The sequence below is a fragment of the Amycolatopsis albispora genome (assembly GCF_003312875.1).
GTDB lineage: Bacteria > Actinomycetota > Actinomycetes > Mycobacteriales > Pseudonocardiaceae > Amycolatopsis > Amycolatopsis albispora.
Genome location: NZ_CP015163.1, coordinates 5,259,465 through 5,284,640 on the forward strand (window position 1 = coordinate 5,259,465; position 25,176 = coordinate 5,284,640).

Annotated in this window: 21 protein-coding genes and 1 pseudogene; 4 read left to right on the plus strand and 18 right to left on the minus strand. The window is 69.3% G+C overall.

Annotation, left to right across the window (positions count from 1 at the left end; genetic code table 11):
* Positions 1 to 677 precede the first annotated feature (677 nt).
* The 5 genes from A4R43_RS24730 to A4R43_RS24750 form a co-directional block, all read right to left on the minus strand.
* Positions 678 to 863, minus strand: a complete 186-nt coding sequence (locus tag A4R43_RS24730) for a hypothetical protein (protein ID WP_113694522.1) — start codon at positions 861 to 863, stop codon at positions 678 to 680.
* A 117-nt stretch (positions 864 to 980) separates the two neighbouring features.
* On the minus strand, positions 981 to 2,840 hold the full coding sequence (locus A4R43_RS24735) for a phosphoenolpyruvate carboxykinase (GTP) (protein ID WP_113697860.1): 1,860 nt from the start codon (positions 2,838 to 2,840) through the stop codon (positions 981 to 983).
* A 35-nt stretch (positions 2,841 to 2,875) separates the two neighbouring features.
* On the minus strand, positions 2,876 to 3,772 hold the full coding sequence (locus A4R43_RS24740) for a hypothetical protein (protein WP_113694523.1): 897 nt from the start codon (positions 3,770 to 3,772) through the stop codon (positions 2,876 to 2,878).
* A complete protein-coding gene (locus tag A4R43_RS24745) occupies positions 3,769 to 4,125 on the minus strand; it encodes an ArsR/SmtB family transcription factor (protein ID WP_335645098.1) in 357 nt (118 codons plus the stop codon). The genes A4R43_RS24740 and A4R43_RS24745 overlap by 4 nt, the downstream gene beginning before the upstream one ends.
* 11 nt (positions 4,126 to 4,136) lie before the next feature.
* Positions 4,137 to 4,343: a hypothetical protein gene (locus A4R43_RS24750; protein WP_113694525.1), complete on the minus strand. Its 207-nt coding sequence runs from the start codon at positions 4,341 to 4,343 to the stop codon at positions 4,137 to 4,139.
* 420 nt (positions 4,344 to 4,763) lie between these two features.
* Here A4R43_RS24750 and A4R43_RS24755 point away from each other — a divergent pair, with 420 nt between their 5' ends.
* On the plus strand, positions 4,764 to 5,144 hold the full coding sequence (locus A4R43_RS24755) for a DUF5313 family protein (RefSeq protein ID WP_236808241.1): 381 nt from the start codon (positions 4,764 to 4,766) through the stop codon (positions 5,142 to 5,144).
* A 74-nt stretch (positions 5,145 to 5,218) separates the two neighbouring features.
* On the opposite strand, the gene A4R43_RS24760 is transcribed toward A4R43_RS24755, so the two are convergent.
* From A4R43_RS24760 to A4R43_RS24790, 7 genes and pseudogenes are all read right to left on the minus strand, one after another.
* Positions 5,219 to 6,829, minus strand: coding sequence for a hydrogenase large subunit (locus A4R43_RS24760; RefSeq protein ID WP_236808243.1), 1,611 nt, complete (start codon positions 6,827 to 6,829; stop codon positions 5,219 to 5,221).
* 89 nt (positions 6,830 to 6,918) lie between these two features.
* Complete coding sequence (locus A4R43_RS24765) at positions 6,919 to 8,421, minus strand: proton-conducting transporter transmembrane domain-containing protein (protein WP_113694527.1); 1,503 nt, start codon at positions 8,419 to 8,421, stop codon at positions 6,919 to 6,921.
* Entirely contained in the window at positions 8,421 to 9,083 is a 663-nt protein-coding gene (locus A4R43_RS24770) for a hypothetical protein (protein WP_113694528.1), read from the minus strand. The genes A4R43_RS24765 and A4R43_RS24770 overlap by 1 nt, the downstream gene beginning before the upstream one ends.
* A 10-nt stretch (positions 9,084 to 9,093) precedes the next feature.
* A complete protein-coding gene (locus A4R43_RS24775; protein ID WP_236808245.1) occupies positions 9,094 to 10,035 on the minus strand; it encodes a respiratory chain complex I subunit 1 family protein in 942 nt (313 codons plus the stop codon).
* A gap of 2 nt (positions 10,036 to 10,037) precedes the next feature.
* Positions 10,038 to 12,038, minus strand: a complete 2,001-nt coding sequence (locus tag A4R43_RS24780; protein WP_236808247.1) for a proton-conducting transporter transmembrane domain-containing protein — start codon at positions 12,036 to 12,038, stop codon at positions 10,038 to 10,040.
* 44 nt (positions 12,039 to 12,082) lie between these two features.
* Entirely contained in the window at positions 12,083 to 12,607 is a 525-nt protein-coding gene (locus tag A4R43_RS24785) for an NADH-quinone oxidoreductase subunit B family protein (protein ID WP_335645099.1), read from the minus strand.
* 177 nt (positions 12,608 to 12,784) lie between these two features.
* Positions 12,785 to 13,105, minus strand: a pseudogene (locus A4R43_RS24790) (ArsR/SmtB family transcription factor); the annotation flags it as partial.
* 227 nt (positions 13,106 to 13,332) lie between these two features.
* Between A4R43_RS24790 and A4R43_RS24795 the strand changes: the two are divergent.
* Positions 13,333 to 13,998: a CBS domain-containing protein gene (locus A4R43_RS24795; RefSeq protein ID WP_113694531.1), complete on the plus strand. Its 666-nt coding sequence runs from the start codon at positions 13,333 to 13,335 to the stop codon at positions 13,996 to 13,998.
* A 109-nt stretch (positions 13,999 to 14,107) separates the two neighbouring features.
* On the opposite strand, the gene A4R43_RS24800 is transcribed toward A4R43_RS24795, so the two are convergent.
* From A4R43_RS24800 to A4R43_RS24825, 6 genes are all read right to left on the minus strand, one after another.
* Positions 14,108 to 14,494 (minus strand): hypothetical protein, encoded by a 387-nt coding sequence (locus tag A4R43_RS24800; protein ID WP_113694532.1) that lies wholly within the window; start codon positions 14,492 to 14,494, stop codon positions 14,108 to 14,110.
* Positions 14,491 to 16,578 (minus strand): hypothetical protein, encoded by a 2,088-nt coding sequence (locus A4R43_RS24805; protein WP_162788585.1) that lies wholly within the window; start codon positions 16,576 to 16,578, stop codon positions 14,491 to 14,493. The genes A4R43_RS24800 and A4R43_RS24805 overlap by 4 nt, the downstream gene beginning before the upstream one ends.
* On the minus strand, positions 16,575 to 18,122 hold the full coding sequence (locus A4R43_RS24810; RefSeq protein WP_113694534.1) for a hypothetical protein: 1,548 nt from the start codon (positions 18,120 to 18,122) through the stop codon (positions 16,575 to 16,577). Before A4R43_RS24810 ends, A4R43_RS24805 begins: the two co-directional genes overlap by 4 nt.
* Positions 18,123 to 18,460: 338 nt before the next feature.
* On the minus strand, positions 18,461 to 19,981 hold the full coding sequence (locus A4R43_RS24815; RefSeq protein WP_113694535.1) for a tyrosine-type recombinase/integrase: 1,521 nt from the start codon (positions 19,979 to 19,981) through the stop codon (positions 18,461 to 18,463).
* A gap of 236 nt (positions 19,982 to 20,217) precedes the next feature.
* Complete coding sequence (locus A4R43_RS24820; RefSeq protein ID WP_113694536.1) at positions 20,218 to 20,985, minus strand: hypothetical protein; 768 nt, start codon at positions 20,983 to 20,985, stop codon at positions 20,218 to 20,220.
* Between the two features lie 17 nt (positions 20,986 to 21,002).
* On the minus strand, positions 21,003 to 21,929 hold the full coding sequence (locus A4R43_RS24825) for a hypothetical protein (protein WP_162788586.1): 927 nt from the start codon (positions 21,927 to 21,929) through the stop codon (positions 21,003 to 21,005).
* A 273-nt stretch (positions 21,930 to 22,202) separates the two neighbouring features.
* On the opposite strand from A4R43_RS24825, the gene A4R43_RS24830 reads away from it, so the two are divergent.
* Together A4R43_RS24830 and A4R43_RS24835 are read left to right on the plus strand one after the other, a co-directional pair.
* On the plus strand, positions 22,203 to 23,039 hold the full coding sequence (locus A4R43_RS24830) for an SAM-dependent methyltransferase (protein ID WP_162788587.1): 837 nt from the start codon (positions 22,203 to 22,205) through the stop codon (positions 23,037 to 23,039).
* Complete coding sequence (locus A4R43_RS24835; RefSeq protein ID WP_113694539.1) at positions 23,036 to 25,156, plus strand: hypothetical protein; 2,121 nt, start codon at positions 23,036 to 23,038, stop codon at positions 25,154 to 25,156. Before A4R43_RS24830 ends, A4R43_RS24835 begins: the two co-directional genes overlap by 4 nt.
* Positions 25,157 to 25,176 lie beyond the last annotated feature (20 nt).

Sequence of the window (25,176 nt, forward strand, 5' to 3'; positions counted from 1 at the left end):
TTGCCTACTCGCATTTCCGCAGTGCGGTGAACGGAACGAGCTGGTCAACCAGCTGCAGCTTATTGCCTCGGCCGTCTGCAAACGGGATCTCATAGTTGACGACACCGAGCCAGCCGCCGTCGACGGTGGGAAAACGGCCGTGGAGTCGACTTTGAACTCGACCGGCCATGTCCAAGCCGGTCGCGATGCGTGTCGGGGGAGCACCAGGTGGACGAGCGAGGAGGTCGTCCAGGCGCACCCAGACGCTGGTGAGCACCGGCCTTCGGCCGTGAAGGGGGTCGGCCGTGGAGGGTGTCGCCCTCACAGGTGGTGAACGGGCTATTGATCACCTTGGCCACCCGCCAAGGACGGTGTTGTCCGAGCCCGATGGAGGACGAGGTCGCGATAGGTCTCCTCGTCCAGCTCGGCCCGGTCGGGTGTGGGGCGACTCGTGGTCAGTCGCCAGCAGTGGTCAGCGCCAGCGGCGGCACAGGCTGGGCAGCTGATGTGGACCTCGCCGTCCTGCACGACTGCCCGGAACTCGGATGGGACGAGCGTGTGCAAGCCCAGCTTGCACCTGGCCGGCTTGTAGAGAGGGTTAAAGCTGACCATTGACCGATCGTCAGGCATGCATCCGCTTGGGACAGATCGTGGCCGCGATCCGCCGGGCGGCCGGTGGCGGCGTGTAGTCCCGTGTGTTAGCGGGTGGCGTGGTGGTCGCAGGTGTTGCACCAGGTGAGCTGGTGGATGGCGGTAGGCACGGCGCCATCCTCTTCGACCAGGTAGGTGATGACGGTCGCGCACGCTGCCTGGCAGATCTCGCACCAGAGGTCGTCGTCAGTGTCGAGGACCATGATGCGCAGGTAGATGACCGGCAGTGTCATGTGTTGACACCTCCCGATGTTCGCCTTGGGCTTCGGGTGGGTCGCGGTGTGTGGGGATGCCCGGTGGTGGTGGGACTAGGCGGGGGGAGGTCGCGCCACCACCGGGCTGGCTTGTGGTTAGGCGAGGCGGTGTTGGAGGTCTTCGAGTTCGTCGAGCAGGGCGTGAGGGAGTTTGTCGCCGATGGTGGCGAGCCACTGCTCGATCAGGGGGATCTCGGCGCGCCATTCGTCGGGGTCGACGGTGAGCGCTGCCTGGACGTCGTCCGGTGGGGTGTCGAGGCCGTTGAGGTCGAGGGCTTCGGGTGTGGGGACGAGGCCGATGGGGGTTTCGGTGGCGGTGGCGGTGCCGTCGAGGCGGTCGATGGCCCATTTCAGGACGCGGGAGTTCTCGCTGAATCCGGGCCATAGGAACCGGCCGTCTCCACCGTTGTTTCCGGCGCGGCGGAACCAGTTGACGTAGAAGATTTTCGGCAGCTGGGTGGCGTGGGCATGGTCGCCGGTGTCGAGCCAGTGCTGGAGGTAGTCGCCAACGTGGTAGCCGACGAACGGCAGCATGGCCATCGGGTCGCGGCGTACCACCCCGACCTGCCCGGTGGCGGCGGCGGTGGTCTCGGAGGAGAGGGTGGCGCCGAGGAACACGCCGTGCTGCCAGTCGCGGGACTCGACCACGAGCGGGATGGTGGTGGCGCGGCGGCCGCCGAAGAAGATCGCCGAGATCGGCACACCCTGGGGGTCGTTCCATTCGGGTGCGGCGATGGGGCATTGCGCGATCGGGGTGCAGTAGCGAGAGTTGGGGTGGGCGGCGAGCCGGCCGCGGGCGTAGTCGGTGGTGAGGGTCCAGTCGTCGCGGGTCCAGGTGGTGAGGTGGTCGGGTGGGGCGTCGGAGTAGCCCTCCCACCACACGTCGCCGTCGTCGGTGAGCGCGACGTTGGTGTAGATGGAGTTGCCGCGGTAGAGGGTGCGCATCGCGTTGGGGTTGGTTTTCCAGCCGGTGCCGGGGGCGACGCCGAAGAACCCGGCTTCGGGGTTGGTCGCGTAGAGGCGACCGTCGTCACCGAACCGCATCCAGGCGATGTCATCGCCCAGGGTTTCGGCCTTCCAGCCGGGGATCGATGGTTCGAGCATGGCGAGGTTGGTTTTGCCGCAGGAGCTGGGGAACGCGGCGGCGATGTAGTGGACCTTGCCCGCCGGTGAGGTGAGTTTGAGGATGAGCATGTGCTCGGCCAGCCAGCCCTCGTCGCGGGCGATGACCGACGCGATGCGCAGCGCGTAGCACTTCTTGCCCAGCAGCGCGTTGCCGCCGTAGCCGGAGCCGTAGCTCCAGATCATCCGGTCCTCGGGGAAGTGGGTGATGTACTTGGTGGTGGCGCAGGGCCAGGGCACGTCTTCCTGGCCGGGTTTGAGCGGTGCGCCGACCGAGTGCAGGCACCGCACGAACTCCGCTGCGGTGTCGGTGCCGTCCCCGAACAACGTGAGGGCTTTGCTGCCCATGCGGGTCATGATGTGCATGGAGACGACCACGTAGGGCGAGTCGGTGAGCTGCACCCCGAGTTGGGGATTCTCGGCGGTGAGCGGGCCCATGCAGAACGGGATCACATACAAGGTGCGGCCGGCCATACAACCGCGGTAGTGCTCGGTCATGACGATCGTCATGTCGAGCGGGTCCATCCAGTTGTTGGTGGGTCCCGCGTCGGCCTCGTTCTTGGAGCAGATGAAGCTGCGGTCCTCGACCCGCGCGACGTCGTCGGGGTCGGAGACGCACCAGAACGAGTTGGGTTTCTGCGACAGCCGGACGAAGGTGCCGGCCTCGACCAACTGGTCGGTAAGCGTCTGCCACTCCTCACGGGAGCCGTCGCACCACACCACCCGTTCGGGGGTGGTCAGCGCGGCGGTCTCGCGGACCCAGTCCAGCAGTGGCTGATGGGTGGTCGGCGCCTGGTCCAGGCCGGGGATGGTGCCCGCGCTTGTCGGGGTCATGAGGGTCATCGGGTCTCCTTGCGGGTGGCCGGGCGTTAGCGGGCGGATCGGCCGGAACGGGAGGTGCGTGGGTGCGGGACGCGCGCATCCAGGGCCTGGGTCGCGGCGTCGGCGACCCGGTCGGCGAGGTCCCGGTTGGGCACCTGGGGTAGTTGCTGGTGCGAGGGGGTGGCCATCACCAGCGCCAACGCGCAGGCCAGATGAACCTCGACGTCCAGGGCGATGGTGCGCGCCGCGTCGGGGGCCTGGATGATCGCGCGGACCAGGCCGGGGAGCGCGAGCAGCGGGTCACGCTCGGCGTCAGGCGCGATCACCGCTGGCTCGCCGAGGTCGGCTGTCGTGTGCTCGTGGGTGGGCCATACGCCGAGCAGGTCGATCACCGCGTCGACGCCTTCGGCGACCCGGCGCAGCGGGAACGCGACCGCGTCCTGGTGTTTCCAGGTGGTGATGTCGCCGATCCCGGCGGCCACCAGCAACCGGCACAGCATCGGCAGGGTGTCCGCGCCGGCGATCACGACCCGGCTGGCTCGGGGGGCCCGACCGCGGCGGGGCAGGCTGGTCAGCAGCGCCGCGGTGACCGCGATCGCGGCGATGTCCCGCTCGGCGAGCACCGGCGTCGGATCGGCCGGGTCTCCCAGGTGGAGTGTGTCCGCGGTGCGCGCGCCGGTGAGGACGACCGCACCGGCCTCGGCCGGCAACGGGACATGCTCCGGCTGGTCCAGCCGCTGGTTCTGATCGAGCAGGATCACCTGGCTCGGCAGACCGGCCAGGTCGTGGATCAGTGCCGCGTACCGGTGGGCCTGCGCCGCGGTGGTGGGGTCGCCGACGACCGCGACGACCCGGCCGGTGCCGCGCTGCTCGGTCCGGTCGGTGCCAGCGTCGGTGCCGGAGGTCGTGGTCGTGTCGTGGTCGGGCAGGTGCTGGGTGGTCATGAGGCACGCTCCGTGCGCAGTTCGGCCAGCAGCTGCCGCTGGCCGAGGGACAGGTGGGTCAGGATCTGACGCGCGGTGGCCAGCAGTCCGGTCACCTCGCCGGCGGCGAGCGTGTACTCGACGGTGTTGCCGTCGCGCCGGGCGATAACCAGGCCGGTGCCGCGCAACACGGTCAGGTGCCGGGACAGCCCCGAAGCCTCGACCGCGAGCGCGTCCAGCAGTTGGCGCACCGTCTGGGGGCCGTCGTCCAGCAGTTCGAGCACCCGAATGCGGACTGGGTGGCCCAGCGCGCGGAACAGCTCGGATTTCGCCTGGTACAACGGCACGTCCATGCCCAGGCCTCCGGGGCTCACGTTCACCAATGTCAGCTGGCGAGGGACACGGAGTCCAGCAGGGTCGGGTCGACCCAGGTGCCGGTGTCGATGCCGTGCCGCGCGCCCAGGTCCAGCAGGTCCTGGATCCGTGCGCCGTGCAGGTGGGACTCGTACTCAAGCCCGGCTCGCTGGGCGGCCGCCAGCTTCTGCTGGACGTCGCTGACCTGACTGCGCAGGGTGGTCTCGAAAACCTTCATCGTCCCCACCTTCCTCAACTACCGCGACGGCACACCCACGCACCGTCAACAACTCCATCATCTTCGCACTTAAAGAGTTCTGCAACTGCTGTATCGCGCAAGACACACCGGGATGTGAGGCGGTTCACGGCCCTGGGCGACACAAGGGGGCCGATCACCGCGCGAGTCGGACTGTCAGCAGCGGAAGTCCGAGTGGGGTACGTCGACGGTGATGTCTGGGGGTTGATGTCTGGGGTTGGGAGAGTGGGCGCCGGGCCGTGATGGGACTGGTGCTCGTGCGGCCGTCAACGGTCGTGGAGCCGATAGGCTCGGATGCGCCGGGCGTCGTACTGCGGAGGGATGAGGATGATCATCGAGTTCGCCGCAGGGTCGCGCAGATTGATCGAGAAACGTCGATTCCGCCCAGTCCGCGCCTGAACGGTGGGCAGTATCAGGAGGCGACGACCGAATCCGTTCCTGTGGCTGTACTACCAGTACGGTGGGAGGCTGTCGAACGCCTACCGGGCGTGGGTGCTGCATGACAGCGCCTGCCGCACCTGGTTGCTGCGGGTCGTGCTGTGCGCGCTGGTGCACCTGGCGCCGGTCATGGCCGGGCTTGCGTTGTTCCTGCGTGCCGTGCTGGGCGGGCCGTGGGCCCTCGTGCTCGGCTCGCTCCTGCTCGGCGTGCTGGTCTACCTGCGTTTTGTGCTGACGCTCGCCCAGGACAGCACCGATTCCCGGTTGACCCGCTACGGCTATCCCGCCGGCTACGGCACCGCGATACGCGCCCAGGCGGAACAGGAACGCGACACCAGGCGCTGACGGTCCTTCTGGCCGTATCGCCTGCACCGCGTCGCCCGCTCGCCCCCCGGACATGGGCTTTGACCGCACACCGGTTACAGGTCGTTGCCGGCGTAGGAGAGGTTGAAGCTTTTGTTGGTCAGCGGGAAGTCGGGGACGATCGTGTCGGCGAGGGCGACGGGCAATGCGGGCCAGTTGAAGAAGCTGGGGTCGACGATCTTGACGCGGGACAGGGTGCCGTCGGAGGCGAGTTCGACGCGGTGCACGATCGTGCCTCGCCAGCCCTCCACGATGCCAACCCCTGAACGGCCCCCCAATCGCCCGGTGACGGAGCCGGTCGTTGGTGCGCCCGGTGCCGTCGCGCGCTCGTCGCCGAGCGAGCCGTCGAGCGTTTCCGCGAGGTGGGTGATCCGGTTGAGGGAGTGGGAGATTTCCTCGGCGCGGACCAGGAACCGGGACAGCACGTCCCCGTCGGTGCGGGTGTGCTCGGCGCGCGGATGATCCTCGGTCAGGGTGGGGTGGTCGTGGCGGGCGTCGAGGGCCAGGCCGCTGGCGCGGGCGACATAGCCGAGGGTGCCCAGGTCGCTGGCCTGCTGGCGGGTGAGGACGGCGGTGCCGGTGAACCGGTCGGCGACGACGGTATTGGTCAGGGCCAGGGTGACGATCTCGGCGATGTCCTCGCCGATCGCGGCGAGCCGGTCGAGGTCGAGCAGCGCGGTGAGGCGGGCGCCGCCGGGCTGGATCGCGCCGCGCAGCAAGCGATGGCCGGTGACCTCGTCGTTGATCCGCAACAGCTGTTCGCGTACGCGCTGAGCGTGGGTGTTGAGGATGCCATAGCCGACGTCGTTGCACAGCGCGCCGATGTCGGTGATGTGGTTGTAAAGCCGTTCCAGTTCCAGCAGGATCCCACGGATCCGGTGGGTGTCCGCCGGGATGGTGAGGCCCAGGGCGTCTTCGATGGCGTGGCAGAAGGCGAGGGTGTGTCCGACGGTGGTGTCACCGCTGATGCGTTCGGCCAGTTCGATGCCCTGGTCGGGGCGGCGACCATGGAACAGCTTCTCGATTCCTTTGTGGACGAACCAGAGGCGGGCTTTGAGGTTGAGGATGGTTTCGCCGACCACAGAGAACCGAAAGTGGCCGGGTTCGATCATGCCGGCGTGCACCGGTCCGACCGGGATCTCATACACACCCGGTCCCTCGACGGTACGGAACGGGTATGGGCCGTCGACGTCACCGAAGGGGGGCGGGTCACCCGCGTCAGCGAGCATCGGGTGCCAGCCGGTGGGCCAGTGGAAGTGGCGCACCAGCCGCTGCGGTAATGGGTGGTCGGTCGGGGTGATGCCGAACAGGTCGTGCATCTCCCGTTCGAAGCGCCCGGCGGGGAAGGACAGGGCGGCCAGGCTCGGCACCCGCGGGTCCGAGGCGTCGAGGGGGACATGGAGTTCGACCCGACGATCCGGGATGGCGCCGGTGGCACCGCCGGTGGCGGGGGCGGTGAACAGGTACACCGCCCGCAGCCGGCCACCGCCACGATCAGCGCCCGTGTCGACGTTGACGTTGGCTGCCCCGTCGATGTCGTGGTGGCCGGCGACGAGGGCGACCCGGTATCCCTGTGCCAGCAACGACTCCGCCCGCCCGGGCAACTCGTCCGCGGTCAGGGGCAGCGCGGTCCGGCGGTCCCCAACCGGCTCGCCCGGCACCGGCACGTCCTCCTCCGACCGAGGTTCGGACCGGCTGTCGGCACCGTCCGGGGATGTCGGGTCCTGGGATGGTGTGTCCTGGGGTGTGTTGGGGGTCATTGCGGTCCCAGCAGGGTGTCGGCGGCGGCGTGCAGCAGGGAGGACAGTGGCCCGGCGGTGATGCCCAGCACCGCGCAGACCGCCAACCCGGCCCCGAGCGCGAGGGCGGTGGAAGCAGGGAGCCGGCGTGGTGCGATGGCCGCACCCGGCCCTTCAGTTGGTTCTGGTGGGGTGCCGAGGAGCATGCGGCTGGTGTGGCCGACCAGGGCGGCGGCGATCACCAGCACCAACACGACGGCGAGGACCATCGCGGTGGTGGTCACCCAGCCCAGCCCGGCGGCGAACCCGGCGCGGGCTATCCCGAGTTCGCTGGCGAACAGGCTGAACGGGGGCAGTCCGAGCAGGGCGAGGACACCGAGGCCGACACTCCCGGCGAGCACCGGGTGGCCGGCGGCGAGTCCGCGGACCTTGTCGATGCGGCTGGTGCCGGTGGCCTGGAGGATGCGGCCTGCGCCGAGGAACAGCACGGCTTTGGCCAGGCCGTGCCCGAGGATATGGAGAAGGATGGCGGCCAGGGCGAGCGGGCTGCCGATCGCGGCGCCGAGGGCGACCAGACCGAGGTGTTCGATGCTGGAGTAGGCCAGCATCCGCTTGTAGTCCCGTTGTGCCACCAGGAGTGTGGCCGCGAGGAGCAGGGACGCGATGGCCATCACGATCAGCACGGTGCGGGCGAACTCGGGGCCGAGGGCGGCGTCGGCGATCACTTTGACGCGCAGGATGGCGTAGAACGCGACCGACAGCAGCACCCCGGACATGAGCGCGGAGACCGGGGCGGGGGCTTGGGAGTGGGCATCCGGTAGCCAGGCGTGCAGGGGTGCGAGCCCGGCTTTGGTGCCGAACCCGAGGATCAGCAACGCGACCGCGATCCGAGTGACTGCGGGGTCCAGGTGGTGCGCGTTCGCCGCGAGTGCCGCGAGATCGAGGCCGCCCGTGCCGGGTGCCTGCTGGGAGGCGTAGTTGAGCAGGATGGCGCCCAGCAGCGCGAGCGCGATCCCGGCCGAGCAGATCACCACGTACTTCCACGCCGCTTCCACGGCGGCGCGGGTGCGGCGTTGGCCGACGAGGAACGCGGTCACGATGGTCGTGGCCTCGATCGCGACCCACACCACCCCCAGGTTCGCCGCGAGCACCGCCAAGGCCATGGCGGCCAGGAACAGCTGGACCAGCACACTGTGCCACCGCGCGGTCCGCGCGGTGGCCCGCCCGGCGGCGATCTCGGCGGTCAGGTAGGCGGGGGTGGCGGTGGTGGCGAGCAGGGCGACCGCGCCGATCACGATGAGCATGAACGCCGACACCGCGTCCACCCGCAACAAACCCCCGACCGCGGTGTGTGGCCCGGAACCGACCACGGAGACCGCCACGGTGATCGCGGACGCCAACATCAGCGCGGCGCTGGCCGCGCTGACCCACGCGGTGGCCGGGCGCCACCCCAGCACGGCGTAGATCAGCGCGCCGAGGGCGGGAACGGCGAGCGGGGCGAGCAGGAACAGGGTGGTCATCAGTCGTGTAGCTCCCGCAGTTCGTCCAGGTCGGTGTCGCCGAAGGTCTCCCGCATCCGAGTGGTGAGGATCTGCAGCACCAGCACCGCGAGCAGTACGTCCAGCGACACGCCGAGTTCGACGATCAGGCCGACGCCGGAGGTGGTGAGGAACCCGATTGCGGTGATCCCGTTGTCCATCAGCAGGAACCCGACCAGTTGGGACAGGGCGCGGCGGCGGGTGACCAGTACGAAGAACCCGATCAGCACCACGGTCACGCCGACCGGGATCGCGGCGGTCACCGGCGACGGGGCCAGCTCCACTAGCGGCCGGGACGCCGCGTACGCCAACAGGGTGAGCACGGCGGCGGCCAGCAGCGAGGAAGCGACGTTCACTACGGGGCGGGTTTCCCGCTGCGTCTCACCAGCGCTGGCCAGCGCCCGCCGCAGCAGGTAAGGGAGCATCCCTGCGCGCAGCGCCAGCACCCCGGCCGCGACCGCCCACAACTCCCCGGAGCCCTCGCGTGCGGCCAGCACCGCGACCAGCGCGGCGAGCGCGACCCCCTGCAGCGCGAACACCCGGATGATCACGGCCAGTTCGCGGCGCCACAGCACCAACACCGCGGTCAACAACAAGGCCCCGCAGGCGAGGTCCAGGAGCTGGACGAACAGTGTCTCGCTCATCGGTTCTCTTTCAGGCCAGGAAGAATGACGCGCCGACGGCCAGCAGCGCGAGCAGGAACGACCCGGCCAGCAGTTCGGGCACCCGGAACAACCGCAGCTTGGCCAGGAACACCTCGCCCGCCGCCAGCAGCGCCCCGAGCACGCCGATCTTGACCACCAGCGCCACCACCCCGACCAACAGGGCGAGCGGCGCCGCGGTGGTAGCGACACCCCAGGGCAGGAACAAGTTCGCCAGCAACCCGAGGAACACCGACAGCCGCATCGCCGACGCCAGCTCGACCAGGGCGAGGTCGGGGCCGGCGTACTCGAGGATCATCGCCTCGTGCACCATCGTTAGCTCCAGATGGGTGGATGGGTTGTCCACCGGCAACCGCCCGGTCTCGGCGATGATCACCACGATCAGGGCGACCGCGGCGAGCAGGCTGGCCGGGGAGATCACCCGCCCGGGGTCGTGCACCGTGGCCGAGACGATCGCGGCGAGGTTGGTCGACCCGACCCGCACCGACAACGCGAAGATCGCCACCAAAAGCGTTGGCTCCACCAGCGCGAGGATCGTCATCTCCCGGCTGGCACCCATCCCACCGAACGCGGTCCCCGTGTCCAACCCGGCCAGCGCCAGCGCTACCGCACCCAACGCGAGCAGCGCGACCACCGCGAACAAGTCCGCCGCCGGATCTACCGCCGAGTCGGTGGTGACGAACGGCGCGACCACGGTGACCACCAGAGTGGTGGCCACCAGCACCAGCGGGGCGACCCGGAACACCTCGCTGGTGCCGCGCGGAGTGATGCGTTCCTTGCCGAACAGTTTCCGCAGGTCCCGCCACGGCTGCATAACCCCTGCGCCGGCGCGGCCTTCCAGCCGGGCCCGCACCTGCCGCATCATCCCGACCAGCACCGGTGCCCCGGTCACGATCAACACCGGCTGCACCACCGCACCGACAATCCCAGCCATGCTCATCGGGTCACCGCCAGCAGGAGCAGCAGCCCGCACACGGTGTAGAAGCCGTAGCCCAGATACCGGTGCACACTGCCCGTCGCCAGCCGCCGCCCGACCCGGCCCCACGCGGCCACCAGGTTCAGGACGGGTTGGTAGAGGCGGCGTTCGATCCGGTCGGGCACCTTCCGCCGGTATTCCACGGCGGCCACCAGATACCGGGACTCCTCGTGATGGGTGACGTCCACGTCGGTCTCGGGCTGTACCACGTTGTCGAACACCCGCTGCAACGGCTCGGCGAACGAGGTCGCGGTGTACTCCATCCGCGCCGACATCGGCCCGGCGCCGCAGTCCCACAACCGCGCTTCCCGCCGCGCAGCTCGCCGGGCGGTGACCGCGCGGAGCACACCTGCGGCCAGCACGAACGCGGCCAGCAACGCGACGGTGATGATCAGGGGCGACAGTGCCCCGGTGACCCCGGTCAGCCGCAGCGTCACCGCCGCGGCCACCGCCGGCTCCCCGGCACCCAACACCACACCCGACGCACTGGCCACGCCCGGCAGCACCACGCCGGGCAGCACCGCCAACACCACACACGCCACCGCAGCGAGTCCCATGGCGGCGCGCATCGTGGCCGGGCTTTCGCGGGCGGTGGCAGCGGATTCGCTGCGGGGTTTGGCGAGGAACCCGACGCCGAATGCCTTGACGAAGGTGGCCACCGCCAGCCCGGCGGTCAACGCGACCGCCGCGACCGCCACCGGCATCGCGACCGCCAACGCCGTCCCGGGATCGCCTGACCCGGACGGCAGGCCATGGATGAGCGCCTGCAACAGCAGCCACTCGGACACGAACGCGGTTCCCGGCGGCAGCGCTGACGCGGCCAGCGCGCCCAGGCCGAACGCTGCGGTGGTCTGCGGCATCCCCGACCGCAGACCACCGAGCGCGTCCAAGTCCCGGCTACCGGTGGCGTGCAACACGGACCCGGCGGCCAGGAACAGCAGCGTCTTGAACGCCGCGTGGTTGATCACATGCAACAGCGCCGCGGCCAGCGCGACACCCGCCAGGACCCGGTTCCCGGAGGAGGTGAACAGTCCGGCCGCGCCCAGCGCGATAAGCACCAGGCCCATGTTCTCGGTGGTCGAGTGCCCCAGCAGGCGTTTGAGGTCGGTGCTCATCGCGGCCTGCAGAATCCCGTACACCGCCGAGAGCGCCCCGAGCGTGAGCACGAGCAGCCACCACCAGGTCGGGCCACCGGCTGAAGCACCGCCGAGCAGGTCGAACCCGACCCGCACCATCCCGTACACCCCGAGGTTCACCATCGCCGCCGACATCAACGCCGACACATGACTCGGTGCCTCCGGATGCGCCCTCGGTAACCACGCGTGCAGCGGCACGATGCCCGCCTTCGACGCGAACCCCGCCAACGTCACCACGAACACCACCCCGGCCACCCCTGGGGACAAGTCCCGGGCGGCGGCGCGTAGCGCGGTGAACGAGTCGTCGGTGGCGTGGCCGGCGAACACCACCAGCCCGATCAGCACCGCCACGAACCCGAGATGGGTCATCACCGCATACCAGCGGCCCGCCGACGCCACCTCCGGGCGCCGCCGGTGCTCGGCCACCACCAGCAACAGCGAGAACAGCGCCATCAGCTCCCAGCACACCAGGAAGCTGCTCACGCTCCCCGCGGCCGGCACCAGCAGCATCGCCACCACGAACAACGGGAACACCGCCTGCACCGGGCGCGCGTCCAGACCGTGGGAGCGGGTGTAGGAGATCCCGTAGATCCCGGCGGCGACGGCAACCCCGCTGGTCACCGCGACGAACACCCCACCCAACGCATCCAGCGTCAGCGACACCCCGAACAGCGGCAACACACCCGACAGACGCACCGAAAACACTCCGCCGGTCGTGGCGGCGATCCCAGCCACCACTCCCGCCGCCCCGGCGAACGCGGTCCCCAGCCCGGCCACCGTCGACCGTGCCCGCACCGGCACCGCCACGGCGGCCACCGCCGCCACTACGCCGATCGCACATGCGGCGGCTAGCGCTGTCGCCGCGAGGCTCATCGGCCGGTCAGCTTCCGCAGACCCTCCACGATCGCCTCCGGCCGCGGTGGACACCCGGCGATCTCCACATCCACCGGGACCACATCGCGTACCGCCCCGGCCACCCCGTACGCCCCGGCGAACACCCCACAGTTGCGGGCGCAATCCCCGACCGCGACCACCGCCTTCGGGCCCGCCACCGCCTCGTAGGTGCGCCGCAACGGTGCGGCCATGTTCCGGGTCACCGGCCCGGTCACCAGCAACGCGTCCGCGTGCCGCGGCGAGGCCACCAGCCGCGCGCCGTACCGCTCGGCGTCATACACCGGCCCGAACACCGACCCGATCTCCACCTCACACCCGTTGCATGAACCTGCGTCCACATGCCGGACCTGCACCGACCCACCCAGTTCGGCTGTTATCGGCGGCACCTCACCGCCCGCCAACGGCGGAGCGGGCTCAGCCACCCGCCCCGTCCGGCGGATCTTGCGCCACAAACCCAGCACAGCAGTACTCCCGCATGAGATTCCGACTAACACGTTCACAGAAAGACAGAGAGAAAGAGGGGCCGTGGGATGCGGCCATCCCGCCGGGCGACAAGCCAGGGATCGAGCGGGATGACCGCAAGCTCAACCACTCGGCGGCACGGAACCCGATCTACCCCCACCCGTATCCGACCCGTCCCTCACAGACGCCCCTGAAGACGCTGCCGTGGCCGCTGGAGTGCGCAGGTCTTCCAGCAGTTCGATCTGTCCGGACAACACCCCGGTCAGGATCGACCGCGCGACCGCGAGTAACTCCGCCACGTGCGGGCTGGTCAACGAGTAGAACACCGTCGAGCCTTCCTTGCGGGTGGTCACCAGACCCGCGCGGCGCAGCACCGCCAACTGCTGGGACAGGTTCGCCGGCTCGATCCCCACCTCCGGCAGCATCTCCGACACCGCGTGCTCCCGCTGACTCAACAGCTCCAGCACCCGGATCCGCGCCGGATGCCCCAAGGTTTTGAAGAACTCCGCCTTCAACTGGTACAGAGGCCTGCTCACCGGCACCCCACCTCGCCAGCGCCCGGCACGCCACCGGCGGCCCGATCGTCGATCGCCGCCATAACCGTCGTCATAGCCGTCGATCCTTCCTGGTCACCGCCCGCAGCGGCGATAGAAACACCTACTCGCACGGTTCAACAGTTGCTAACCTTAGCAAGTCTTAAGACTGTTGCCGCGATGGTGGGCTACCCCACACGGCCAGCGGGGCGAAAGTGGAGGTGCATCAGATGCACGAGCCAACTGTCGCTGTCTTCACGAACCCCCGGGTGATCACCGCCGCCCTCGACACCCCGTTCCGAGAACTGGTCGGCACCATGATCGCCCACGACCTCGACGCCCTGCCCGTCATCGACCTCACCGGCCGACCCTTGGGTGTGGTCACCGACGCCGACGTGCACGCCAAACTGGAATTCCACAACGGCACCGACAGCCCGCCCCTGCTCGCCGGTGCCCACTGTCGTGCCCGGTGGCGCAAATCCTCCGGCGCGACCGCCGCCGACCTCATGACCACACCCGCGACCACCATCAGCGAACACGCCCCGCTCACCGAAGCCGTGCACCTGCTGGGTATCGCGCGCAGCGTCTACGTCACCGACCACACCCACCGGCTCGTCGGCGTGCTCACCCGCCACGACACACTGAGGCTCTTCCTCCGCAGCGACCACGCCATCCAAGCCGACATCGAACGCGACATCCTCACCCCCGTCCGCGCCGCCGAAGCCCGCCACCTCACCGTCCACGTCACCCACGGAATTGTCACCCTGGAGGGCACCCTCACCCTCCACAGCACCGCCGAAACCCTCTACCACCACACCCACCACGTGCCCGGCGTCATCGCCGTCCACAACAACCTCCGCTACACCGTGGACGACCTCATGATCACCGGAATGTGACCCGGTCGGGCCCCGATGTGACACCCACACCCCGCCATCACCCTCTGCCAGATACAGATCTGACCGTTGACCGGTCTGGGCGCAGGGAAGGCGAGTCGGTGCCGCCGGCCTAGTAGCGCGTGTTGATCCGGGTCACGTCGGCGGCGGCTTCCAGCTGCCGCTGGAGCTTGTCGTTATCGAGAGTGAGCCGCTGGATGTTCGCGACGGCGATCTCCAAGTGTTCGGTGAGATCGTGATTGTTCCGGCGGAGCTTGTCGTTGTCCCGTTTCAGCTGCTCGAACTGGCTGACACCGATAGGGCCCTCGGGTGAGGACGGGGACCGGAGTGGGTGCAGGTCGGTGGTGATGTCGGGGAAGTTGCGGCGGAACGTGGTGTTGGCCAGCCCGAGATGACGCGCCAGGGCCACGACCGTCGGGGGCTTGCCGGCGGCTTCAGCGAGGTGCCCGATCGCGGCCCGGACCTCGTCGAGGCTGGGCAGGGCGACGCGGCGGGTCACCCGGTCTCCGGGACGTGGCGGTCGAGGAAGTGGCTAATCTGGTCACGGCGGCTGCGGATGCGGTGCTGGAGCAGCGGCGGCAGGCTGGGCCTGGCGGCGAGTTCGTGGTCGACACGGTCGCGTTCGGCGCCGAGGGCGGCGGTGTTGTCTGCGGTGAGCGCGACGTTGGCGCACTCCAGCGGCCGGCAGTCGCCCAGACCGGGCTGGGTGGTGCCGTGACTGTCGCGGTGCTGGTGGCAGAGTGCCTTGTCGCGGTTGAACACGCAGGTGGCGAACGTGCCCGGATAGACCGCCGGGTCCGCGCGCCGCAGCAGCCGCGCGAGCCGGTGCGGGTCGGTGAGCACGGTGCCTGTGAACCGGGCCTGGCCGGCGAAACCGTCCAGCCGGCGCCGGGCTTCCTCGGCAGCTGGCCCGGCCAGGGTGGTGTGCTCGTGGCCGTCGATCATCGCGAGCAGGTGTTCACCGCGCGCGAGGGCTTGTTCGCTTTCGACCTCGGCGCGGAAGCCGGAGTCGGAGGTGCCGGCATAGCCCTCGAACATCTGGACGCTCAGATGCCGGTACTGGATGGCGCCGGCGATCGAGCCACCGGGACGGCGGGCGATGAACCACGCCAGGGTCCGCCGGAACTGGCGGGTCGACAGCCGCCAGCGTTGCCCGTTGATCAGCGGGATGCTGTCGGTGCGGCCGTGCCGGGCGCAATAGTCGTTGATCCAGCGGACGAGTTCGCCGAGCTGGGCGTTGGTGACGCCGGTGCTTTGTGCCTGGTCGGCGCTGGTCTTGGAGGATCCGGCGGCGTTGCTGTGCGCGAGATGGGAGAACAGCAGGGGGCGGTCGGCGGGTTGCAGCTTCTCCAGGACGGCGACCGCGCGGGCGGCCGGGTGACCGATTATCCAGGTAGCCTCGGTGCCGGTGGCGTCGGGTTCACCTTTGAAGGCGCGGCCGGTCAGCTTCCAGCGGTAGGCTCTGCCGTCGCTGCCGCGCTGAACGCTGACGCACCCCCGGCGCAGATGCTTGACCTCGCTGTCGCGGATCCCGGACAGGAACGCGATCACGACATAGCAGGAGACCTGCAGCAGCCGGGCCAGCTTGCGGATGGACTGCGTGGGATGGGTCAGGGCGATGTCGTTGATCCAAGGCGTGTTGTCCAGCCGCCCGCAGATTGGCGTGCCCAGCCAGGTGTGCTCGGTCACGCCGACGAGCGCGGCAGCGTCCAACACCGTGTTGCGGTGCCGGCGCAGCAGGCCGGTGATGCTCATACCGATCTCGGCAGCGATAAACTGCAGGTTCGGTCGTCCCTCATAGCCGGGCAGCGGAAGTCCACTTCGGACATGATCGTCTATATAGGACTGGAGATTGGTGGCCACCCCGGCGTTGTGGCCGCGTTTGCCGTTACGGAACCGGGATCGGTAGTCCCGCCAGCGTTGGTCGGCATCGAGGACGTCGGGGGCGAACTCGTCGACGAATCGCAGCGCCCAGGTGATCAGTGGCCCGAGGACGGGTTCGGGGACGCGGTCGGTCGTGTTCTCCTTGGGGCGTTTGCTGTGTGACCAGCTGTCGACGTGATGGGGGTCGATCAGTAGCGGGTCGGTCAGGCCGGTGCGGTAGCGCCAGAACAGGCGAACGGCGCGACGGGCGTGCTCACGGGCGCTGACGTTGGGCAGCGCCAGCAGGTGCCGGTGGTAGTCGGTGAGGTCGCCTCCGGTCAGGGTCGCGAGGTCGGGTTGTTCGGTCGCGGGTGGTCGGGTGTCTAGCCAGTGCAGGAACCGGCGCAGCTCGCTGAACACGCTGCGGATGCTGAGCAGGCTCTGGCGCTTCTCGCCCGGTGGCAGCGGGCCGGCGAGCATCGCGTAGCACAACTGCTTGGCGTGCAACCGATAGCGCTCAGGAACTGTCGCAAAGTCCAGCGCCAGAGTTTTGACGTGCTGCTGCAGCAGACCGTGTTCCAGTCGCCAGACATCGTCGGCGAACCGGGAGGTCTGGGCCAGCACGACACCGGGCCGCAGAGGTCGGCCCGCCAGCACCCGCTGGTCTCCGCCGGGTGCGTCGTGCAGTTCGGGCATGGTCGATGTAAAGGTCGAGGTCACGGGTGCTCCCAGGGGTCTTCGGCCAGCTCCAGCAGCGCTTCGGCTGGTGTGGCCTCGCGGGCTGCGGTGAGCTCGGCTGGGGTGAACTTCGGGAGCACGTCGCTGCGGATCGCGGCCCAGGCCGGTCCGTAGCGGGTCCACCAGTCGGTCTCACCGAGCTGGTCGCGTCGGTTGGCGAGGTCGTCAAGGAGCGCGAGGATCGCCGGCAGGTGTGAGCGGGTGATCAGGCAGTTCCCGCAGTGGAAGCAGTCCAGAAAGGACATCCGGCGGCAGGGCTGGCCGGTGTTGGGGTGCTGGTCGGGGTCGCTGCAGGCGGTCCAGGCACCCTCGTGCGCGTGGTCGGCGGTGGTGGGGGCGGGCTCGATCCGAAGCGCGGTGCGTCCGGACTCCTGCAGGGCACGGTGATGTGCCGCGAGTGCGGCTTGTTCGGCGTCGATGACCGCGTGGCCGAGGACGTCCTCGGCCCAGTCGCGGGCGGTCGGGTCGCCGCGCAGGTAGTTGGCGAACAACACGCCGACGGTGTTCGAGCGGGCCGCCGAGGGCAGGTGCCCGCCGACCGCGCGGGTGCGGCGGACCTCGACGCTGGTGCGCACGCGCGGCAGCCGTACCTCCAGCAGCGGCGGCGTGTCCTGGCTGGCGGCCTGCTCGTCGGCCGGGTCGGCGCGCAAGTCGTGTCGGCGCGCCCACTGGGTGAAGTTGATCGAGGTGGACAGGCTTGCGGCGTAGGGATCCTGATGCTCGTGGGTTCCGGCCAGGCCGCCGGTGCGGGCGTTGCGCCAGACCGACCAGATCGACACCGACTGCGAGGCGGTCTCCGCGGCGTGGAACGCGCGGCCACGGGCCATCAACCGGTGCAGCAGCAAGTAGAGGCCGCCGGGGGTATGCAGCGCGCGGTGGGGTGGGCCGATCTCCCAGGTGACCGTGTCGAACCAGCGCTGTGGCCCGTGGCGCCGCTTGGTGACCCGCAGCTCGACCGCGCGGTCGTCGAGGATGCGGTGCGCCGCGGGCAGTTCCTTGAGTGTCTCCGGGTTGCGGCCGGTTACCGCGCCGAGCAGCACCAGCAGCGGTTCCCGATCGGCCTGGGTGACGAACAGCCGCTGCGCCACCGCGGTGCGCGCCCGACGCTCCAGACCGATCTCGGCCCGGAGCCGGGGAACCACGCCGGTCGCGGCGATCCGTGTCAACTGCTCGGCCACCACCTGGTCGGCGTGGCTGAGGGAGGGTGGATCGGCGGACCAGGCTGCCAACAGGCGCTCACCGGCGTCGATGTGGTCGCGGATCGCGGCCACGTCGGCGCGAGCCGCGGTGACCAGCCGCGTCCACTCGCCGTCGGAGTAGCCCGGTGCGCCGGGTTTCTTGGTCTTCTCGCCGCGCCGTGCCAGGTAGTTCAGCACTGCGGTCGACACCAGGTCACGCAGCGGGGGTCGTTGGACGATCCGCCGCAGCACGCCCATCTCCATCCAGGCTGCCGGGGCGCCGATGGCGTCGATGCGGTGCAATAGGAAGGTATCCACCTGGGTGGCGGTCAGCTGCTGCGGAACCACTGGCGGGATCGGTAAGCGCGCCAGGAACCGAACAAACCGCCCCAGCGTTCCCCAGGCTGTCGTCGCCGACGCGAGGGTGCGGCGAGTGCCTGCCGGGCCGACCATAGCGGCGAACGCCGCCGCGAGCACGGCATGCCATCCCGGTAGCGGCAACTCACCAACCGAGAAGCGCCCGTTGCGGCCGTCCTCGCCGACGAACTCCACCACCCGCCCGTGGTCGGAGTCGGCAACCTCCAGCGGTGGGTCGTAGACCTGCTCGGGAACGATGGCCGGGCGTCCGGCGTGGGTGCTGCCCCGTCCGTCACGTCTCTGCTCGCCACGTCTCTGTCCGTCCCGCGTCATCGGTTACGACCGGCGGCCGGGTCGTGCTCGGCGTCATCGTCGACCGGCAGCGCGTCCACCGGGATGGCACGCGGGTCTTCCCAACCGTCGGGGACCAGCGCCATGCGGGTCTGCATCTCCAGCTCGGACAAGGCGTGCAGGTAGATCTGAGTCGTCACCACCGAGCTGTGGCCCAACCGTCGGCGAACCCAGTCCAGCGGGTCACCGAAGATCCGCGCGTAGTGGCCGCGCTGCTCCTCGGTCAGCTCGGCCAGCGCGGCGATGTGCCCGCGCTGCAGCTGCTCCAACGTCACCACTGCGAAGGTGTGGCGCAGCAGGTGGGCGTGCGCGGCCAGCCCAACACCAGCCTTCCCGCACCGGGCGTTGGCTTCGTCGAACATCTTCTTCCACCGGTGCACCGACAACGGCCAGCCGTGCTCGCCGAGCCAGAACAGCGCCGGTTCCAGTCCACCCGGTCCCTCGATCAGCAGCAGCCGACGCTCGGCGGCGTCGAGTTGGGCCACCTTGACCCGTCGCCGGACCCCAACCCCCGTCACCTGAGTGGCGATCGGCTGAGACGGATCCTGCACCACCAGCGGTCGGCGCATCCGCCGGTACCGGTGTTGAGACGCCGCGACCACCTCAGGGCGATCGATCGCCACATAAGCAGCCAGATCAGCGAGCACCGACGCCGGAACATAGATCCACCGGGCTGAGCCTCCCTTGGCGATCGACGCTGGCAGCCAGAACCGCCGATAGCCGCCCAGGCCTTGATCCAGCGGAACCTCGAACACGCTCAGCGCGGCTTGTTCGGACAGCCGAAGCCCGGTGCGCACCATCAAGTCGCAGAACGCCGCGTTCCGCGCCGCCCACCGACCTCGGAACCGCTCGTCGGGCAGACCCGCACCGGTGAATCCCCGAACGCCCACATCCCGCCATCGCCGATACTCCTGCGGTGGCAGCCACTCCACCCGTTCCCGGACCGCATCGTGCGAGTACGTCGCCGGCCGCTGCTCGTCCAAAGTGGAACGATTGGCCCACCCAGCCTCCACCGGAACAGGGCGTCGCGATGTCTGTGGGATCGGGTTGACCTGCACGTGCCCGCAGCCCAGCGCCCACCGGTAGAACCTGTTGACCGCAGCGACCTCCCGATCCCACGCGGCACCCGCCACCCTCGGCCCAGCCGGGTCGCGGCGCCGCCAGTGCAAATAGGCCCGGTGATCGGCCTCTGTCGCGTCCCGCCACGAGCGTTGCTCCCGCGCCGACCACAGGAACGTCAGGAACGCCGCGAGATCCCGCGCGTAGCCCGACTGCGTGGTCGTGGCACTGGCCACCATCTTCACACTCTGGAAGAAGTCGTTCAGCACGACGTCGTACTCATAGGACGGCGACAACAGAAACGGCGTACCCGGAACCACATCCGCCCGCTGGAGCCACTCGTGCCAGTCGTTCGGAAGATCGGCGACGAACGGCAGCGGAGCGGTCAATGACGGCAACTCGGAGCGGGTGAATCGGACATGCCAACGCATCGTGATCATTGAGGCGACATGTTCCGGTCAGAGACCGGTTATGCACAAGCTGGGAGGAGGGCCACAGGTCTACCGGTGCTGTCGCGGCCGTATGCCAGCTTGCCGTCCGGTTGAGAAGTTCGGAGTAGCTGCAGGTCCATGACCAGCAAGGTACCACTCGTTCGCACATACGTTCGAGCGACGTAGGGGACCGCCTGGCGGCTGTCTCACCGGGCATTCGCGCTCGATCGCAGCACGTCGTTCGCTTATCCCTCGGCGTCGGGGGGTCGGTTCGAGTCCGGGCGCTCGGAGAGCTGGCCGACAACCAGCATGATCAGCTCTTCCAGACTCTGAGGGCCGGTCGCGGTGATACTGGCCCCTGCGGTGACCGGTTCGTCCGGGCGCTCGGTGGGCTCGAACAAGGACGGCAGCGGCGGCCACCTCAACGTAGCCAGCAGCATGACGACGTGGGGGTCGCTGGTTGATCCGGGCTCGATGGTTTCGCACCGGCGCAAAACCGCGTTCAACTCCGTGACGATGGGCGTCAGTGCCATCCGGTCATGACCTGCGAGCACCTCACCCGTGTCAGGATCGATTGCGCGGAACGGGGCCGGCTGCCGAATGAACTCCTCCTCGGCCAGGTCTGTCCACGACTTCGGGAGGCGCTGGCTGCGGACAAGGTCGTCGATGCGTTCGTCGAAGTGATCGGCGGAGTCCCGGACTTTTCTGTCCCGGAGGGCCGAGGTTTCGCTGACCATCAACTCTGTTCGCAGTCGATCGGCGCGGAAGCGACGCCAACGGGACTTGAGATCGGCTCCATCGGCCCTGACGGGCCACAACAGCTTGCTGATGATGGCGGACGCGGTGAGGAACGACTGGACCGCTGGCCACGCCTCGGAACGCCGCTGCGGATCCCGGCTGAGACTGAGAGCCTGTTGCACCGCGGCCAAGGCGTAACTCGCCTGCCGCACGATCTCGGCGACGTAGAACCGCCGGGCTCCCGATGCCCAGCGCAGCTCCCAGTCATCGCTCACTCGATCATTGTGTCCCGTCAACGACGTAGGCGTTGGCCATCCAGTCCAGGCAGGAGCCGACCGTCATGTTCCCCGTCGCTCCCTCGGCGTAGGTCCCGGTAGCGGGTGACGGCGTGTGCGCCGGGAGTCCGTACCCACAGTGGAGCGCCGATGAGGATACGTTCGACGTCTGGGCTGATGCCGCCGTCGCGGTCAAAGGTCCACCGGTCTTTGTCGAGCACGACGTCGCTGTAGATCTGTGCGAACCACTCGGATTCAGTCGCGTGGCCGAGCGTGAAGCCTCGTGTCCAGGGCTTGTCCTCGTGTTCGTCCCAGGTTCCGGTCACGCCCTGCTCGGTCGCGATCTTCAGGGCCTCGACCGCGAGGGACTCCGGGTCGTCCCACTGTGAATTGTTGATCGTTCCTCGGCTCCGGATGTACAGAGCAATCGCCCGAGCCGCGGAGGACGACCATCCTTCCGGTGGCTTGTCGGAGCCGCCGACGTAGTCGGCGGTGTTCTCAAGGCTGCCGAACATGCACACATCGACGCGGACGCCAGTGCTGCTGCGAGTGCTGGCGTACATCACGACGCCCTGTCGCTTCTCAATGCCGCCCGTGAACTGGGCGAACTCGACACGGCCGACGCCCTTGGCGAACACCGCCGGCGGCGGGGTGACGAAGTCCTCGACTGCAAGGTCGCCGATCGCCGTTTCGATTCGACGCGCCACCTCAGCACGGTCTAGCGTGCGCGCCTCCTGAGCAAATTCGAGCCCACCGATCAAGGGAATCGACGCCGTCTTGGCCTTCCAACTCACGCGCCGTTCGAGGGCGATGCCGTTTGCCGACGCGATGTCCCGGATACGGCGATCCGACCAGTAGGCGTAACTGCGGATCGCACCTAGCTCGCCCATGAGCAGGCCCCTCCAAGCGCCAATTCGTCGAAGCGGTCCCGTCAGGGCCAGCACGTTCGAAGCCTACCTATCCACCCTCGCACTCAACCGGGTGAACCATGCCGCCGCTGCTATCGAGCTCACGTGTGGTGTCGCCTCATTGGCGCCTCACCAGCGCCTCGCCGCCGCTCTGGTTCAGATCTTGATACAGCCGTCTAATCGCCCACACGAATCGACCCGGCCGGTTCGACTGGTGCTGGTGCGCCGCACGTCACGACAGGTGGGTCGACCAGACGCACGGTGAGTCGGCTCGTGATGGCGAGACGGGGTGGGGAGAACGTCACGGTGATGGCGACGCATGAGAGCGCGTCAGGTCTTGAGCAACAGGTAGACCCCGACGCGCCGTCGCTGTCCCGGATCTACGACTACCTGCTCGGCGGTGGGCACAACTTCGCGGCCGACCGTGCCGTGGCCGACAAGATCACCACCCTGGTGCCTGGGTATGACGTATTCGTCCGCAAGAGCCGCACCTTCGTCCGCCGCGCAGTCCTTCACATGCTCACGGCCGGAATCGAGCAGTTCCTCGACCTGGGTGCGGGCATGTTCAGCGCCCACCCCGTGCATCATCTCGCCCAGGCTGAACGTCCCGACGTCCGCGTCGTCTACGTCGATCGCGACCCCATAGCCATCGCCGGTCTCGGTCTGATCGTCCATGCGGACGATCAGAGCACCGGGGTGATCGAGGCCGACCTGCGGCACGTTGACGAGGTGCTCGACCATGCAGTGACCACTCGGCTGCTCGATCTGACTCGCCCGGTGGGCGTGGTGGCCGGGTCGGTGTTGCATTGCCTGCCCGACGCCGAGGATCCGGCCGCCGCATTGGCCAGGTACCACGAGCGGCTGGCACCCGGCTCGCTGTTGGCCGCTTCACACGCCGACGGCATCGTCCTCGGGCTGGAGTCGGCCGCTGCGGTCGAGGACTGTCTCGCCAGGGCCGGGATCACGCTCGTCCATCGAAGCCGGCGGCAGTTCGCCGACCTGCTGGGACCGTGGCAACCACACCCGGACGGCGTGGCGCCGATCGGCTTGTGGCGACCGGACGGGCTCACCCTGCCCGTACGCGAGTGCCTGTGGGGCAACGCCGTGCTCGCCGACCGCCGTCCCGAGCCCGCGGAGCGAGCATGAACGAGGCCGAGCACATCAACACCGTATCCGGATCGGTCCACGGCCAGGTGCTGCAAGCCCGCACGGTCACCGCCGACACCATCGTCCTGCACGCTCCCGAGCACCGAGTGCCGGTGCCCCGGCAGCTTCCGCCGCCCGCGCACACCTGGGTCGACCGAACAGATGAATTGGAGCGGTTGGACCGTCTGCTCACCACGGCGGGCCCGACCCGCGTGGTGGTGACCGGCCTGGGTGGGGTCGGCAAGACCGGCTTGGCGGTGCGCTGGCTCGACGGACACCACGAGCGCCACCCCGACGGCGTGCTGCACGTCGACCTCAACGGCTGGAGCGGCCACCCGCCACCGGCCACCGCGCAGGTCCTCGCCGGATGGCTCCGCGCGCTCGGCGTCGCCGCCGACGACCTGCCGGGCGAGGTGGCCGAGCTGGTCGCGCTGTACCGGACGGTCACCTCGGACAAGGCGGTGGCCATGCTGGTCGACAACGCCCGCTCCGCCGAGCAGGTGCAGGCCCTGGTACCTGCCACGGCGCGCGGCACGATCCTGGTCACCAGCCGCAATCGGCTCGCCGAGCTGGCCATCGCGGGCTTCCGCCACCTCGACCTCGACTGCTTCCCGGCCGCCACCGGCGCCGCGCTCCTGACCGGCCTCCTCGACGAGGAGCGACAGCCCATCGGCGAGGAGCTGCTGCATGCGCTGGCCACCCGCTGTCACGGGCACCCGTTGGTCTTAACCATCGCCGGGGCCCATCTCGCCGCCTACCCCTGGCGCGACCCGGCGCGCCTGATCACCCGCCTGACCCACCTCGCCGAGGCGTCCACTGGCGCTTTGGACCCGCACGAGCTGTCCGTTGAAGGAGTGCTGCAGATGAGCTACGAGGACCTCGACGCCACCACCGCCCGGCTCTACCGCGGCCTGGCCGAGCATCCCGGCGTCGAGTTCACCGCCGAGCCGCTCGCGGCCGGGCTCGACGTGCCGGTCGCCGAGGTCGGCCGCGGGCTCGGGCGGCTGGTGGAGGCGAACCTCGTCACCGAGACTGGAGACGAGCGTTACCGGCTGCACGACGTCCTGCGAGAGCACGTGCAAACCCTGGCAGGCCAGGATGACCAGGCCAAGCGGCTTGCGGTGCGCCGCCGGATGATCGAGTGGTACCTGCGGCGCGCGGCGGCGGCCGACAAGATCATCAATCCTTTCCCTCGCCGGTTCAGCCCCGTCTACACCGGTCTGGACACCGGCGTGTTCGCAGCGAAGGCTGCCCTGGAATGGGCCGAGACCGAACGCGCCAACCTTCTCGCCGCTCAACAGGTCGCCGCCGACCAGGGCTGGACGGAGCTGGTGTATCAGTTCGGCGAGGTCCTGTGGAACCCGCTGCGCCCCAACTACACCGCCGGTGAGTTGGTGAGCTCGCAGTTCCTCGGGGCCAATGCCGCGGCCGACGCCGGGCACATCCTGGAGGTCGTCTGCCGCACCCGCCAGGGCTTCGGCGAGACCAACCTCGGTCACCACGAGGCCGCCGTCGCCATCTGCACGATTGCCGTAGAGCGCGCCGCCGAAGTCGGCGACCCGTGGCTGCACTCCGGCGCGCTGTCCACCCGCGCCCGCGCCCACCTCAAGGCCGACGACCCGCACGCCGCCCTCCCTGACCTCGAACATGCCCTGGAAATCGCCGAGGGGATGAGCGACGCCCGCAGCATCGCGCTGCGGCACCGCCGCCTCGGCGAAACTGCCCTGCACCCCAAGGTCGCCGACGCCCCGCTCGCACTCCACCACCTGCGGCTGGCGGCGAGCATGTTCACCGGCATCGGCGATGACATCGGCCACGCCCGCACCGTCCTGCACCTGGCACGGGCCCTGACCCTGAACGGGCAAGCCGCCGAGGCAGTGTCGGAGCTCGCCGCGATCGAGCAGGCCGTGCGCGACTACGGCTCGGTCGGCTACTTGGCCGACCTATGCACCGTGCTCGGCGAGGTCCACGCCGCGCTCGGCGACACCGCCGAGGCCCACCGCCGCTACGGCCAGGCCATCGACTACTACACCGCCGCCGGCCCCGGCGCCGACAAGAGCAAGGCCACCGTCATCGCCCGGCGCGACGCCCTCGACTCCGACCAACCGACCGCCTGAACGCGAAGAGGAGCGAACGG